Origin of the sequence: Rhizobium sp. 862_C5_N1_2, from assembly GCF_051811205.1 — a bacterium.
In the GTDB taxonomy this organism is placed as follows: domain Bacteria; phylum Pseudomonadota; class Alphaproteobacteria; order Rhizobiales; family Rhizobiaceae; genus Rhizobium; species Rhizobium leguminosarum.
Genome location: NZ_JBPWPT010000001.1, coordinates 3,784,122 through 3,800,024 on the forward strand (window position 1 = coordinate 3,784,122; position 15,903 = coordinate 3,800,024).

Genomic DNA, 15,903 nt, shown 5'->3' on the forward strand with positions numbered 1-15,903 from the left:
CTGAGCAGACCGCCTGTTGTTCTCTGGGAATCGGGAGGAATGGGCCGGCCAGCGGACGCAAGGGTCCTGAATGACGAGCGGAATACCTCCCAAGGCTTCAGCTCTCCGCCTCCACGGAGAAGAAGTAGCCAAAGCGACCACAACAAGCTGTCATTTAGCTGACATCGGCGAGATATCCAGAAGGACAGGACACTTTTTTGCCGTAATTGGCGGACGGCGGTCTCATTCCGGTTCTTCGCTGCCGCATGGCCAGCACCACTGGCCGCCGCGAAGCATGGCCGCGAGGCTTTCTGATAAGAGCTACGGGCGCAGCGACCCAAAGCTCTCTAAGGAGGGCCAGCCCGCCGAAAGCTGACGCCTTCACTGCATCCGCAGAACCTCGTTCCAGTGCGCGATCAGCCGTGCCCGCTTCACCTGATCGAGATAGACCATCAGCCCGGGACTGACCGGCACCGGCCGAAGTTGGGCGCCGAGCAGTTCCTGCAGCGTATTGGCGGTATTCTCCCCCGCGACCTCGGGGCTCACGGCCGGAATCTGCAGCTCGCGCGCCAGGATCGTCTGCCCTTCCCTCGACATGAAGAAGGTGAGATAGCGTCGCCCGAGCTCCGGCTCGGCGGCCGCCTGCGGCACCAGCCCGATCCGCGACATCACCACGGTATAATCCTTCGGCAGCACGATGCCGACATCGGGATACCGCGAGGCCCAGTCGGCGGCATAGGAACCGAGAATATTGTAGCCGAGCACGAAGCGCCCGTCGGCAACGCGTTCGAGAATCGCCGAACTCGTTGAATAAAGCTTGACGCCGGCAGCCCCCATCGCCCCGATCACCGACCAGATGTCGCCGAACTGTTCCTGGTCGCGCGCCATGAAAAGAAAGCCGACGCCGGAGCGCTCGATATCGTAGGTGCCGATCCGCCCATAGACCTCGTTGCCCTTGCGCTTCAGATAATCGACGAATTCAGCCCGCGAGCTCGGCACCGGCTCATGCGCAAAGCTCGGCTTGTGATAGACGAACACCGCCGGCTCGAAGGTGAGCGCATAGGCGGTGTTGCGCCAGTTCGCCCATTTCGGCCATGCAGCGCTCATCGGCAGGTTGCTGACCTGCGCATATCCGTCGTTGGAAAGCTTCACTTGCAGGTCCATCGCCGAGGAAAAGGCAAAATCCGCCGTCTTCTTGCCGGCATCCGTCTCCTTGACGATCCGGTCGTAGATGTCGCCAGTCAGCATGTCCTCGTATTTGACTGCGACATCGGGATTGGCCTCCAGGAAACCCCGGATCATCGGCTGCGCCAACGGCTCGTCGAGCGAGGAATAAACCGTCAGTACCGGCGCATCGGCATTGCCGGATTTTGCCGGATAGAACACCTGATCGGCCAGGGCAAAGCCCGGCCAGAGCGCCAGCAGCAAGATGAAAACTCTCCTCATGCAGCAACAATGCCCGAGCGCGCCGGGAGGAGCAAGGGCGCCGACCAGACGGTGGCCCCGTGCCTGTTTTGCGGGATCAGAGATCGCACTCGAAGAAGAGCAGGATCTGCTCGAGTTCCGGCGGGACCGGATAATAGGCATCCCGTTCGCGAAAGCCGAGGCGGCGATAGAGCCCCTGCGCTGCCGTCTGCAGAATGCCGGTATCGAGCCGCATCGAGAGATAACCATCGGCTTTTGCCTTTGCCATCGATGCCTCGCAGAGTGCCGCAGCGACACCGTGACCGCGTGCCGCCGCCGAGACGAAAAGCCTTTTCATCTCTGCAATGCCCGGCGCCTGCTCTTGATGCATGACGCAGCCAACAGGCTCTCCATCAAGCCGCGCCAGGAAGATTGCACCCTTCGGCCTTTCGTGAATCTGCGGCAGGCCGGCGAGCAACGCCTCGAATTTTTGCGGATTGTAATAGAGATCGACTACCGGCCGATGCTGGGGGTAGTTGTCATAGAGCCATTGCCGGAATGATCGGCAGAGATCCCGCACCGCGGCAACCTCCGTCGGGCTTTCCGCGAGTTCGATCGTCAACTCTCCCATCCGCCCAACCTCCCGATCCCCGCCCTTCTATCACGATCCTGTTGCGCAGTGGAGATCGAAGGCCGGATTAGAGCAATTCCAGGAAAAGTGTGAAGCGGTTTTCCCAGGCAAAGCGCGAAGCGGTTTTGCCGGGAATTGCGTAAAAACAAAAGGCTAGAGCGGTTCTGCGCTTCCCTTAAAGCTGAACCGCTCTAGGCGGCGACCCACTCCATCAGCGCATTCTGCGCATGCAGCAGAAAGGTCTTGGCGGCGCGGCTCAGGCAGCGCGGATGCTCCATCCCCGCGGCCGTCACCTCCTGACTGCGCGTCACCGGCGGGCACGGCAGGAAGATCGCATCCTCCGGCAAACGATCGAGCACGTCGGTCCCGATCCGATACCTGGCGAGTGCGTCCGAGGGGCCATCGCCCGGCCATGAATCGGTGATGACGACATCGGCATCCGATAGCTCGCCCATATCGCTACTCACGCGGAAGCGCCCGTTGAACAGCGCGGCGTCACAGATGTGCCAGCGTTCGGGATAGACCTGCACCACCTCGATCGGCAATACGATCGACGCTTCGGCCCAGGAGCGGACGATATTTGCGTCCGCCGCCACGCCAACGACCTTCAGCCCGTCGATCGAGCCGCGCCGGCTCTTGATATAGGCAAGGTCGCCGAGCGTCTCGCAGGGATGGTTGGAGCGTGTGCGCGCATTGATGACAGGCACGGGCGAGGCTGCCGCCACCGCCTTCAATGTCGCAAGCTCCCTAGAGCATGATGCCGAAAAGTGTCGGCGGTTTTCGGACGACATCATGCTCTAACTATTTAATTTAGAACAGGATTCAGATTTTAGGCCGATCGGGCCTAAAATCATCCTGTTCTAGGGCGGATCACCAGCATGTCGAACCAGTTGCCGAGATAACCCGAGAGATCGCCGGTTTCCTCCCTGGTATTGAAGCCGATCGGCACATGCACGCAGATACCACCCATCGCCTGGATGCCGAGATCGAAGGCGGTCGTATTGCGCCAGCCGCCGTCGTCGACAATCAGCGCGACGCGTTTTCCCGCAAGGCTCTGCGGCATCGCACGCTCATCCCAGGCTTCGGCGAGCTCGCCGGCGCGAGCGACAATCGATCGAAGCCCGGCCTCCGGAATATCATGAAACTCCAGAAAATTCCGGGCCGAAGCTGTCATTAAAATCTCCGTCAGGCATGAAACGTCGCCACAATACCCTTCGCTGGCCTCACGGCAATCGCCGAAGCAACCGCGAATCACATTGCATACCGCGTTGGATACCTCGCGATTCGTCTTCCAAGCCATGCCCCTGGGTCCGGCTCAAGCCTTAAATCGATCCGCGATCGGTTGTATGATGCCGATCCCGGAAGCATCGACCAAAGCAGAACACTCCCGCTTTCTCCGATTAGAATCCCCTTTTCATCACAAAGGATTAGAGGATGGCTCCATCCTTCACCCATTTAGAGTATTGATGAAGATCGACGACGTTATATGGTCGCGCTGCCGTATTAAAAACGTCGAAACCGCCCGAATTTCTTATTCGGGGGACGACTCTACGCGACAAAAACTCTATAAAAAGCTAGACTAATCTGGGAAGATCCATGGGAGGGGTCATGGAACGACGACTGAGCGCTATTCTCGCTGCGGATGTCGTCGGCTACAGCCGACTGATGGGAATCGATGAATCCGGCACGTTGCAGGCGCTGAACCGCCATCGCTGCGAGCTGGTCGATATTCGTATTTCAGACTACAAGGGCCGGATCGTCAAACTCACCGGCGACGGCATTCTTGCCGAATTCCAGAGCGTGGTGAACGCGGTCGCCTGCGCCGCCGAAATCCAGCGCAGCATGGCCGCCCGCAACGAGAACGTGCCCAAGGACGAGCGCGTCGAATTCCGCATCGGCATCAATCTCGGCGACGTCGTGGTTGAGAACGGCGACATATTCGGAGATGGCGTCAATCTCGCCGCCAGGCTTGAGCGTATCGCAGCGCCGGGCGGCATCGCCGTGTCGGCCTCGGTGCGCGATCAGGTCGGCTCACGCCTCAATCTCGGCTTCGAATTCATCGGCGAACATATGCTGAAGAACATCAGGCAGCCCGTTCAGGTCTATACCGTCAGCTTGGCGCCGCCCACCTCCGCCAGATTGGTGGCGCAGAACCGCAATACCTGCTTCATCGCGGTACTGCCCTTCACCAATATGAGCGGTGATGCCGATCAGGATTACTTCTCCGACGGCATTACCGAAGACATCATCACCGATCTCTCCAAGATCTCCAGCCTGCACGTCGTGCCGCGCAATACCATCTTCACCTACAAGGGCATATCGGTGAAGGTGAAGCGGCTCGCCCAGGAGCTTGGCGTGCGCTACGTGCTCGAGGGAAGCGTCCGCATCTCCGGCAATCGCGTGCGCATTTCCGGCCAGCTGATCGACACCGCCAATGGCGACCATCTCTGGGCCGAGCGTTACGACCGCGACATGACCGACATCTTCGCGATCCAGGACGAGATCACCCATGCGATCGTCGGCCAGTTGAAGGTGCGTCTGTTACCGGAAGAGAAGAAGGCGATCGCCAATGAGCCGACCGCCAATGTCGAGGCCTACACCTATTATCTCAGGGGCCGCCAGCTCTCCCACACCTGGACCAAGTCCTATCTCCAGCTCGCAAGGCGCATGTTCTGCAAGGCGGTCGAGCTCGACCCGGATTATGCTCGCGCCTATGCCGGCATTGCCGATTGCGACGCGGCGATCCGCGATTGGGCTCCTGATGACGTGCCGCTGCGGCGCATCCTCGACATGAGCGCTCGTGCCCTGGCGCTTGATCCCGACCTCCCCGAGGCCCATGCCTCGCACGGCCTGGCCCTACATCAGAGCGGTTATGACGATAGGGCGGCGGCGGCCTTCGAACGTGCCCTGGCGCTCGACCCGAACCTCTTCGAGGCGAATTTCCACTATGCCCGGTTCTTCTTCATGCGGGGTAACTTTGCTGAATCCGTTCAATATTTCACCCGCGCTGCCGAAATCCGTCCGGATGACTATGTCTCACCGATCCATCTGATGTCCGCCTACCGCTCGCTCGGCCGTATGGTGGACACGGAAAACTGGGCAAGCCTCGGCCTGCTGCGCGCCGAACGCGCCCTGAACCTCAATCCGGAAAATTCCGGCCCGGCCCATCGCGGCGCGCTGGCGCTTGCCCATCTCGGCGACGCGGCGAGGGCACGCGACTGGGCTGCCCGCGCGATCGCCATCGATCCCGATGACATCGTCGCGCAGTATAATCTCGCCTGCGTCCATTCCGTCCTCGGCGATGTCGACCAGTCGATCGACCTTCTTGAGAGGCTGCTGCCGAACAGCTCCGTCTACCATATCAAATGGTTCAACAATGATTCCGACCTCGACAACATCCGCGACGATCCCCGCTTCCGGAAACTCCTCGCCGCCGCGATGACACAGCGCGAGCGGATCGAAAGAACCGGGAGCTGAAATCGAGGTTTTCCCGGCCGTTCACCGAATCTTCAAAATCGCTGTGACATCGCTCCGCCACCTCTGTAATCTCCTTTGAAAAACAGGGGAAACATCCGTGCGCATCCTGCTCACCGAAGACAATATCGCGCTGGCCGACGGCCTGTCGGCGATCTTGCGCGGCACGGGTCATGCCGTCGATGTCGTCCATGATGGGGCGTCTGCCAATGCGGTCATCGCCGCGGAAAATTTCGATCTGGTGATCCTCGACCTCAACCTGCCCGAGATGGACGGGCTCGACGTGCTGCGCGCCATGCGCGCCCGGCAGAACCAGGCGGCCGTTCTCATCCTGACCGCGCGCGGCACGCCGGAAGAACGGGTGAAGGGCCTCGATCTCGGCGCCGACGACTATCTGATCAAGCCTTTCGATATTGCCGAATTCGAGGCCCGCGTGCGCGTGCTGCTGCGCCGCCAGGCCGGGCTGCGCTCGGCGACGGTCAGCTTCGGCGGCATCTCCTTCGATCTCAATTCCCGCACCTTTTCATCGGGCGCCACGCCCCTCGATATTCCCGCTCGCGAGCTCGGCCTGCTCGAAATCCTCTTCATGCGGGCCGGCAAGGTCGTCGCCAAAGAGGCGATCATTCAATCGCTGACCGCCTTCGACGACGACATTTCCGCAAACGCCATCGAGCAATATGTCAGCCGCCTGCGAAAGCGCCTCTCGCCGCACGGCCTGACCGTGAAGACCGCCCGAGGCATCGGCTATTATCTCGACAAGCTGCCCGAGGCCTCATGAAAGCCGCCTATTCCCTCAGGCGCCGGCTGCTTTTCTGGCTGCTCGTCTCGACAGCCGTCATCGGCACGCTGGCGCTCGCCGATACCTATCGCGAGGCGGTCCAGACCTCGAACATCGTCTCCGACCGCGTACTCGCCGGCTCAGCGCTGGCGATCGCCGAGCGCGTCGTCGTCGCCGAAGACGGCACGCTGCAGGTCGATATCCCCTATGTCGCGCTTGAAATGCTGACCTCGGCCGCGCAGGATCGCGTCTTCTACCGCGTCGACGGCCCGCCGGGCCAATTCATCACCGGCTACCAGTCCCTGCCGGTGCTGAAGAAGACGCCAGGCGGTGTGGCCGCTTTCGCCGACGACACGTTCCGCGGCGAGCCGATCCGCGTCGCCACCCTCGAGCGCTCCGCCTCGACGGGCATCCGCTCCGTGCCCTTCGCCGTGACGGTCGCCGAAACCACCATCGGCCGCCGGCAGTTGGCGCAGGCGATCCTCGTCCGCTCCGCACTCCGCCTCGCCTTCATGATCGCCGGCGCGGCCGTCATCGTCTGGATCTCGGTCACGGTGGCTCTGCGCCCGCTCTACAAGCTCGGCGACGCCATCGGCGAACGCAGCCCTGATGACCTTCATCCGATTAAGCAGACCGTGCCGAGCGAGGTCGAGCCGCTGGTCGATACGGTGAATTCCTTCATGGTCCGCCTGCAATCGGCGCTCGATGCGCTCCGCCATTTCACCGGCAATGCCAGCCATCAGCTGCGCACGCCGCTGGCGATCATCCGCACCCAGCTTGCCCTTTCCGCCCGCGCCGGCTCGCTTGATGAGGCGCAGGCGGCGGCACTGAAGGGCGACCAGGCGGTGGCACATGCCGAACGCATCCTCGCCCAGCTTCTGCTGATGGCCAAGATCGACGCCGCCACCGCCAAGGAGGCACTGACCGCCTCCGCCATCGACCTTGCCGCCATCGCTCAGGAAATCACCGGCGAGCAGATCCCGACGGCCGCCGTCGCCGGCATCGATCTCGGCTTCGAGGGCGAAAGCCCGGCGATGGTCCGCGCCGAGCCGCTGCTGATCGGCGAAATGCTGCGCAACCTTGCCGGCAATGCCATCGCCTATGCCGGCAAGGGAGCTGAGGTCACCGTCCGTATTATCGCCGCGTCAGAGACGATCCGCCTCGAAGTCGAGGACAATGGCCCCGGTATTCCCCGCGAGAAGCTGGAGGCGGTGCGCAAGCGTTTTTCGCGCGGCAATGAGTCCGGTGCGCCCGGTGCCGGCCTCGGCCTGCCGATCGTCGAAGAAATCGCCAATCTTTTCAACGCCGACCTGACACTGGAACCGGGCGCAGATGGCAAAGGCCTGAAAGCGGCCGTCACCTTTGCCAAGGCGGCGTAAGAGCCGTCGACCTTTCCGCCTTGCTTTCTTTCGCTGCATTGCACACACTGATTTTCGGGAACAGCAAGCCGCACGACGATGCGCGCCGGATAAAAAGAGAAATATGTCGATCAAAGCCAGCATCTATCATCTGACGCATTACACCTATGACAAGCCGGTCCGCCTCGGCCCACAGATCATCCGGCTGAAACCTGCCTCGCATTCGAAGACACGGGTGCTCAGCCATTCGCTGAAGGTCACGCCCTCCAATCATTTCGTCAACCTGCAGCAGGACCCTTACGGCAATTACCTTGCCCGTTACGTCTTTCCGGATCCGGTGACGGAATTCAAGATCGAGGTCGATCTCGTCGCCGACATGACGGTCTACAATCCCTTCGACTTCTTCGTCGAGGAAGAGGCGACCAAGTGGCCCTTCGGATACCCTGAAACGATCCAGGAGGATCTGTCGATCTACATGACGCCGGAGCCGGCCGGTCCGCGCCTGAAGGCGCTGCTGCCGACGCTCGACTGGTCGCCCGACCAGCCGACGGTTGATATGATCGTCGGCCTCAATGCCCGCCTGCAACGGCAGATCGGCTATGTCATCCGCATGGAAACCGGCGTCCAGACGCCGGAGGAAACGCTGGAAAGCGCCAAGGGCTCCTGCCGCGACACCAGCTGGCTGCTCGTCCAGATCCTTCGCCATCTCGGCCTCGCCGCCCGCTTCGTCTCCGGTTATCTCATTCAGCTGACGCCGGACCTGAAGGCGCTCGACGGCCCCTCCGGCACCGAAGTCGATTTCACCGATCTGCACGCTTGGGCAGAGGTCTATCTGCCGGGCGCTGGCTGGGTTGGCCTCGATCCGACGTCCGGCCTGCTGACCGGCGAAAGCCATATCCCGCTTGCCGCAACGCCGCATTACCGCAACGCCGCCCCGATTTCCGGCGGTTATTTCGGCGAGGCCGAAACCGAGTTCGCCTTTGACATGAAGGTCTCGCGCGTCGCCGAACACCCGCGCATCACCAAGCCCTTCTCCGATGAAAGCTGGGAGGAGCTCAACGAACTCGGCGAGAAGGTCGATCGTGTCCTCGAAGCCGAGGACGTGCATCTGACGATGGGCGGCGAGCCGACCTTCGTTTCGATCGACGATTTCCAGTCGGAGGAATGGAACACCGCCGCAGTCGGCCCGACCAAGCGCCAAAAGGCCGACATCCTGATCCGCAAGCTGCAGGAACGCTTCGCCCCCGGCGGCTTCCTACATTACGGCCAGGGCAAATGGTATCCGGGCGAAAGCCTGCCGCGCTGGACCTTCTCGCTCTACTGGCGTCGCGACGGCAAGCCGGTCTGGCAGAACCTCGATCTTGTCGCCGCCGAAGGCAAGGATACCGGCGTCACCGCCGAAGATGCCGAGAAGCTCCTGACGGCGATCGCAAAGGAACTGGCGATCAAACCTGAGATGGTGCAGCCGGCCTATGAGGATCCGGCCGACTGGATCATCAAGGAAGGCAACCTTCCCGAAAATGTCGATCCGGCAAATTCGAAGCTGAAGGATCCCGAGGAACGCAACCGCATCGCCCGCGTTTTCGCCCGCGGCCTCACCGTCGCGACCGGTTACGTCCTTCCGGTCCAGGCATGGAACGCCAAGGCAGCGGAAAGCCGAGTCTGGATCAGCGAGAAATGGCGCACCCGCCGCGGCAAGATCTTCCTCGTCCCGGGCGACAGCCCGATCGGTTATCGCCTGCCGCTCGGCACGCTGCCCTATGTCCCCCCGGCGCGTTACCCGTATATCCACCCCGCCGATCCGACGATCCCGCGCGGACCGCTGCCAGATGTCTTCGTACCGGCCGGCCGAGCCATGCCGGAAGCCTCTTTCCATGCCGATGAGAGCAATCGCGGCCGGATCGAACAGACGCTCGGTGAACTCCGCGGTGCCGTGCGCACCGCCATGTCGGTCGAGCCGCGCGATGGCAGGCTCTGCGTCTTCATGCCGCCGGTCGAGCGCATCGAGGATTATCTCGAGCTGATCGCGGCTGCCGAAAACGCCGCCGCCGAACTCAAGCTTCCGGTCCATATCGAAGGTTACCCGCCGCCGCAGGACGAGCGCATCAACGTCATTCGTGTCGCCCCGGATCCCGGCGTCATCGAGGTCAATATTCATCCAGCCTCGAACTGGAAGGACTGCGTCGACATCACCACGGCGATTTACGAAGAGGCGCGCGCCACCCGGCTCGGCGCCGACAAGTTCATGATCGACGGCCGTCATACCGGCACCGGCGGCGGCAACCATGTCGTCGTCGGCAGCGCCAATCCGAACAACAGCCCCTTCCTGCGCCGTCCTGATCTCTTAAAGAGCGTCGTCCTCCACTGGCAGCGCCATCCCTCGCTCTCCTACCTCTTCTCCGGCATGTTCATCGGCCCGACCAGCCAGGCGCCGCGCATCGACGAGGCTCGTCACGACAGCCTCTATGAGCTGGAAATCGCCATGGCGCAGATCGCCGCCCCCGGCCGCGGCCAGCAACCACTGCCCTGGCTCGTCGACCGCCTGTTCCGCAATCTCTTGACCGACGTCACCGGCAACACCCACCGTGCCGAGATCTGCATCGACAAGCTGTTCTCGCCCGACGGCCCGACCGGACGGCTCGGCCTTATCGAGTTCCGCGGCTTCGAGATGCCGCCGAACGCACGCATGTCGCTTGCCCAGCAATTGCTGGTGCGCGCGCTGATCGCCCGCTTCTGGGTCAACCCGGTCGACGGCAAATTCGTCCGCTGGGGCACGACCCTGCATGACCGCTTCATGCTGCCGCATTTCGTCTGGGCCGATTTCCTCGACGTGCTTGCCGACCTTCGTGAAAACGGCTTCGACGTCAGCCCGGAATGGTTCAAGGCCCAGCTCGAATTCCGCTTCCCCTTCTGCGGTGAAGTCGAATATGAGGGCTCGAAGCTGGAACTGCGCCAGGCGCTGGAGCCATGGCATGTCATGGGCGAGGAAGGCGCGCCGGGCGGTACTGTCCGCTACGTCGACAGCTCCGTCGAGCGCCTTCAGGTGCGGCTCGAAACCAGCAATACCGCGCGTTACACCGTCACCTGCAATGGCCGCACCCTGCCGCTGACGCCGACCGGCACCGCTGGCGTGTCGGTCGCCGGCGTCCGCTACAAGGCATGGCAACCGTCCTCCGGTCTGCATCCCGTCCTGCCGATCAACACGCCTCTGACGTTTGACATTTATGATACATGGTCGAAGCGTTCGATCGGCGGCTGCATCTATCATGTTGCCCATCCGGGCGGCCGGACCTATGACACCTTCCCGGTCAACGGCAACGAGGCGGAAGCAAGGCGGCTCGCCCGCTTCGAGCCATGGGGACATACGGCGGGCGGTTACATCCCGCGCGCCGAGACGGGTTCGCTTGAATTCCCGCTGACGCTGGATCTGAGGCGGCCCGCCGGAATTTAAGGCCGAGGGTTGAGGCCGGGATTAGGGCCGGGGGTTAGGGTTTCAGTTTTGATGGGTAAGAGGCCGGCAGCGGAGCGCAGGGGAGAGGCAGAGGAACGTATCGTCAAGGATGCGGCCTTCGACTATGCGCCGCTTCCTGGCACCGCTGACGAGATGGTCGACAACAAAGGCGCGGTTCGCCCCGTCTGGCAGCGTTTCCTCTCGCATCTGAGCACGATGCCGGAAAAGGATCTCGCCGAGCGTTTCGCCCGCGCCGACCGCTACCTCAGGGATGCGGGAGTCTTCTACCGCGCCTATGGCAGCAAAGGCACCGGCGAACGCGCCTGGCCGATCTCGCATATCCCGGTGCTGATCGACGAGCGCGAATGGAAGACGCTGTCGGCGGGCCTCGTCCAGCGCGCCGACCTGCTGGAGGCGATCGTTGCCGATATCTACGGCGACAACCGACTGGTGGAGGAAGGGGTCCTGCCGCCGGCGCTGATGGCCGCCAATCCCGAATTCCAGCGCCCGCTCGCCGGCATCCGGCCAGGCTCCGGCCATTATCTGCATTTCTGCGCCTTCGAGATCGGCCGCGGACCTGACGGCAACTGGTGGGTGCTGGCCGACAGGACGCAGGCACCGTCAGGCGCCGGTTTCGCGCTGGAAAGCCGCGTCGCGACGACCCGGGCCTTCTCGGATATCTACGCCGAAACCCCGGTCCACCGCCTCGCCTCCTTCTTCGGCGCCTTCCGTGACGCGCTTCAGGGCATGAAACATTCGGGCGACGACCGCATCGCCGTGCTGACGCCCGGCCCCGCCAACGAGACCTATTACGAGCACGCTTACATCGCCCGCTATCTCGGCTTCATGCTGCTCGAGGGCGAGGACCTGACCGTCGTCAAGGGCCGCGTCATGGTGCGCACCGTCGCCGGTCTGAAGCCGATCGGCGTACTCTGGCGCCGTCTCGATTCGGCCTTTGCCGATCCGCTGGAGCTGAACCAGAATTCGCATATCGGCACGCCCGGCCTGGTGGAAGCGCTGCGCGCCGAAAGCGTCACCATCGTCAATGCACTCGGCACCGGCGTTCTCGAAACCCGGGCGCTTCTGGCCTTCATGCCGACCATCTGCCACCGTCTGCTGGGGGAGGATCTGCAACTGCCCTCGATCGCCACCTGGTGGTGCGGCCAGCAGGAAGAGCGCGAGCACGTCGCAAAGAACATCGAGAAGATGGTCATCGGCCCGGCCTATTCCCGGGCACCCTTCTTCGACGACAACGGCGAATCCGTGCTCGGCTCGTCGCTGCGTGCGACCGCCAGGGATTCCATCACCGACTGGCTGAGTTCGGACGGCCCTAAACTGGTCGGCCAGGAGGTCGTCACGCTGTCGACGACGCCCGCCTGGGTGGACGGCAAGCTCGTGCCGCGGCCGATGTCGCTGCGCGTTTTCGCCGCCCGCACAGCAAACGGCTGGCAGATCATGCCCGGCGGTTTTGCCCGCATCGGCTCCGGCGCCGATGTCGCAGCAATCGCCATGCAGTCCGGCGGAGCGGCCGCCGACGTCTGGATTGTCAGCGACAAGCCGGTCGAGCGACACACGCTGCTGCCGGCCGAGGGCAGTTTTACCCGCAACATGCCGGGCAGCCTGCCGAGTCGGGCAGCCGATAATCTGTTCTGGCTCGGCCGCTACATCGAACGCGCCGAAGGGGCGCTGCGCATCCTGCGCGCCTGGCATGCGCGTTACGCCGAAGCTGCCGATCCGAACCAGCCGCTGCTCGCCGATGTCTCCGAGTATCTCACGGCCGTCGATATCGATACCGCCGAGGCCGTGCCGGAAACGCTTTTGCGCAACATCGACAGCGCCGTCTATTCGGCGAGCAACATCCGCGACCGTTTCTCGCCGGACGGCTGGCTGGCACTCAACGATCTCGCCAAGACCGCCCGCCGCTTTCACGTCACCGTCGCTGCCGGCGACGATGCCAGCCATGCGATGACGATCCTTCTGCGTAAACTCGCGGGCTTCGCCGGCCTCGTGCACGAGAACATGTACCGCTTCACCGGCTGGCGCTTCCTCTCGCTCGGACGCTATATCGAGCGCGGCCTGCACATGACGCGCCTGCTCGGCCACATGTCCGGCCCGGAAGCGCCTGACGGCGCCCTCGACATGCTGCTCGAGATCGGCGACAGCGTCATGACCCACCGCCGCCGCTACAACGTCAACACGGCGCGGCTGACCGTCACCGACTTGCTGGCTCTCGACCCCCTTAACCCCCGCTCGGTCCTCTTCCAGGTGAACGAGATCCACCACGAGGTCGAGCAGCTGCCGAATGCCCTTATCAACGGCCAGATGTCGCCCTTCTACCGCGAGGCGATGCGGCTCCATTCCGGCCTGGCGGTGATGACGCCGGAGGGCATGGGGGTCGAGGTCTATCAGCGGCTCGAACGCGAATTGGAGCAGCTTTCCGATCTGCTCGCCCAGACCTATCTCGGGTGACGGCGATGCTCTACGATCTCTCCCTCCACATGGGTTACATCTACGACGTGCCGGCCTCCGGCGCCCGCCACGTCATGCGCCTGATGCCGCTGTCGCTGCCCAACCGGCAGCGCCTGGTCGCCGGCTCGATCACCATCTCGCCGACGCCGGACGAGCAGTCGCATTTCGTCGATTTCTTCCATCATCCCACCACCTCCTTCATGCTGCGCGCGCCGCACGAGACGCTCGACATTCGCATGCAAGCCCGCGTGCAGGTGGAAAGCCAGCCGATCGCCGCCGATTTCTCGCCGCTGCTTGCCGACCTGCCGGATGAGATATCAGGCATCTGGTCGTTGGCGCCGGATTCGCCGCACCACTTCCTTGGCGACAGCCCGCGCCTGACCCAAGCGCGCGAGATCGCCGACTATGCGCGAAGCTGCGCCATGCCTGATCTGACGGCGATGCAGATCGCCCATGCGCTCTGTGCCCGCATCAACAAGGATTTCACCTACGACCCCGACGCGACGACGGTGGACACGACGCCGCTCGAGGCGTTCAAGTTGAAGCGCGGCGTCTGCCAGGATTTCACCCACATCATGATCCTGGCGCTTAGAAGCCTCGGTATTCCGGCCGGCTACGTCTCCGGTTTCCTGCGCACCATCCCACCCCCCGGCAAGGAGCGGCTGGAAGGGGCGGACGCCATGCATGCCTGGGTCAGGATCTGGTGCGGTGAGACGATCGGCTGGATCGAACTCGATCCGACCAACAACATCCCCGCCGGCACGGACCACATCGTCGTCGCCTACGGCCGCGACTATTCCGACGTCGTTCCCGTCATCGGCGTATTGAAAAGCTATGGCGGCCAACGCGCCGTCCAGGCGGTCGACGTGATCCCCCTGAAATAATCCCAAAACTGGAAAAATCCCACGATTCGTTAAAATTCTATTGACGCCGTAAGGACAGCGGAAAGGAGGAGCGTGCCTAATATCACCCATAGGGCCTCCATATACGGGTGAACATGATGAGCACCTCCTTTCTACAGACTCCCTGCCTGCGTCGCATGCTTGGCGACCGTGGCGGTAACTTCGGAATCATGACGGCGATCCTGCTGCCCGTCCTTTTTGGGGCGGCCGGCATGGCGATCCAGGTGGGCGATATGCTGCTGTCGAAACAGCAGTTGCAGGAAGCAGCCGATTCGGCGGCGCTCGCAACCGCCACCGCGCTGGCGAACGGCACGATCCAAACCTCACAGGCCGAGGCCTTCGCGCAGAATTTCGTCGCCGGACAAATGGCGAATTACCTGCAGAGCGGTGCCGATATCAAGAACACCACGAGCGTCGGTGTCCAGACGAAGACATCGGGCAAGTCGACGTCCTATGAGGTGACGGTTTCACCCAGTTACGACCTCGCGGTTAACCCGCTCATGCAGGCGGTTGGCTTCAGCACGCAGCATCTTTCGACATCAAGCACGACGGTCGGCGGCCATTCGCAAACCCAGGGCTCCATTTCGATGTTTCTCGCGCTCGACAAATCGGGGTCGATGGGAGACCCGACTGCGACCGTCAACGCGGATGATCCAACGGAAACGTTCACCTACGACTGCAACCTCCACTACAACAGCAAGAATAATAAGTGGGTTTACGACAAATGCACCGGCAGCCGCGCGAACTACTACACCAAGATAGAGGCGCTGAAGATCGCCGCCGGCAATCTCTTTGGCCAGATCACCAGCGCCGATCCCAATGCGGAATATGCGCGCATCGGCGCAGTGTCCTACGATATTAACCAGTACACGCCCAGCAGTCTCGCCTGGGGAACTGCGGCCGTCTCGAGCTATGTCAACGCGTTGCAGTCTGGCGGTGGGACGAATTCAAGCGGTGCAGTGAGCACGGCCTACACGTCTCTGACCGCCAAAAATGCTGCGGGAAACGACGCCGAGGATGCCATTCATAAGCAAAAAACCGGGCAAGTGCCGAAGAAGTACATCGTCTTCATGACCGACGGCGACAATAACGACGATAGCCGTGGCGGTCGTTCATACGACACCTTGACCAAGTCGACATGTGACACCGCCAAGTCCAAGGGCATTGAAATCTACACCATTGCCTTCATGGCACCCGAGGGTGGGCAAGCGCTGCTGCACTATTGCGCTTCCGATGACGCCCATTATTTCCAGGCGGAAAAGATGGAAGACCTGCTTGCCGCCTTCAAGGCGATCGGAGCGAAAGCCTCCGCACAGCTGACGCGCCTGACGAACTGACGATCGGTCCCGGCGAAAAGCCGAACAAAATAGCCGCTCCGGAACAAACCGGAGCGGCTTTTCGTTATCCTCGTTCGGCCCATCAGATCGAGAAAAGCGATTGAAATCAACCCCCTCAAC

Annotated in this window: 8 protein-coding genes and 3 pseudogenes; 7 read left to right on the forward strand and 4 right to left on the reverse strand. The window is 62.5% G+C overall.

Features of this window, described 5'->3' with window-relative positions; genetic code table 11:
• Positions 1–360 precede the first annotated feature (360 nt).
• The 4 genes and pseudogenes from ACD590_RS18880 to ACD590_RS18895 all read right to left on the reverse strand — a co-directional run.
• A complete protein-coding gene (locus ACD590_RS18880) occupies positions 361–1,407 on the reverse strand; it encodes an ABC transporter substrate-binding protein (RefSeq protein WP_018446068.1) in 1,047 nt (348 codons plus the stop codon).
• A gap of 94 nt (positions 1,408–1,501) precedes the next feature.
• Positions 1,502–2,023, reverse strand: a pseudogene (locus tag ACD590_RS18885) (GNAT family N-acetyltransferase); the annotation flags it as partial.
• A gap of 182 nt (positions 2,024–2,205) precedes the next feature.
• Positions 2,206–2,763, reverse strand: a pseudogene (locus ACD590_RS18890) (ornithine carbamoyltransferase); the annotation flags it as partial.
• Between the two features lie 113 nt (positions 2,764–2,876).
• A pseudogene (locus ACD590_RS18895) lies at positions 2,877–3,188 on the reverse strand (ornithine carbamoyltransferase); the annotation flags it as partial.
• Positions 3,189–3,622: 434 nt separating this feature from the next.
• Between ACD590_RS18895 and ACD590_RS18900 the strand changes: the two are divergent.
• From ACD590_RS18900 to ACD590_RS18930, 7 genes are all read left to right on the forward strand, one after another.
• Positions 3,623–5,491 carry an adenylate/guanylate cyclase domain-containing protein gene (locus ACD590_RS18900; protein WP_439003155.1) on the forward strand — a complete coding sequence of 623 codons (1,869 nt, stop codon included), beginning with the start codon at positions 3,623–3,625 and terminating at the stop codon, positions 5,489–5,491.
• A gap of 97 nt (positions 5,492–5,588) precedes the next feature.
• Positions 5,589–6,266 carry a response regulator gene (locus ACD590_RS18905; protein WP_017967883.1) on the forward strand — a complete coding sequence of 226 codons (678 nt, stop codon included), beginning with the start codon at positions 5,589–5,591 and terminating at the stop codon, positions 6,264–6,266.
• Positions 6,263–7,645, forward strand: a complete 1,383-nt coding sequence (locus tag ACD590_RS18910; RefSeq protein ID WP_439003156.1) for a sensor histidine kinase — start codon at positions 6,263–6,265, stop codon at positions 7,643–7,645. Before ACD590_RS18905 ends, ACD590_RS18910 begins: the two co-directional genes overlap by 4 nt.
• A gap of 103 nt (positions 7,646–7,748) precedes the next feature.
• Positions 7,749–11,075 carry a DUF2126 domain-containing protein gene (locus tag ACD590_RS18915; protein WP_439003157.1) on the forward strand — a complete coding sequence of 1,109 codons (3,327 nt, stop codon included), beginning with the start codon at positions 7,749–7,751 and terminating at the stop codon, positions 11,073–11,075.
• Between the two features lie 51 nt (positions 11,076–11,126).
• On the forward strand, positions 11,127–13,544 hold the full coding sequence (locus ACD590_RS18920) for a circularly permuted type 2 ATP-grasp protein (protein ID WP_112906668.1): 2,418 nt from the start codon (positions 11,127–11,129) through the stop codon (positions 13,542–13,544).
• A 5-nt stretch (positions 13,545–13,549) separates the two neighbouring features.
• Positions 13,550–14,428 (forward strand): transglutaminase family protein, encoded by an 879-nt coding sequence (locus ACD590_RS18925; RefSeq protein ID WP_439003158.1) that lies wholly within the window; start codon positions 13,550–13,552, stop codon positions 14,426–14,428.
• 116 nt (positions 14,429–14,544) lie between these two features.
• Positions 14,545–15,783: a vWA domain-containing protein gene (locus ACD590_RS18930; protein ID WP_439003159.1), complete on the forward strand. Its 1,239-nt coding sequence runs from the start codon at positions 14,545–14,547 to the stop codon at positions 15,781–15,783.
• Positions 15,784–15,903: the final 120 nt, after the last annotated feature.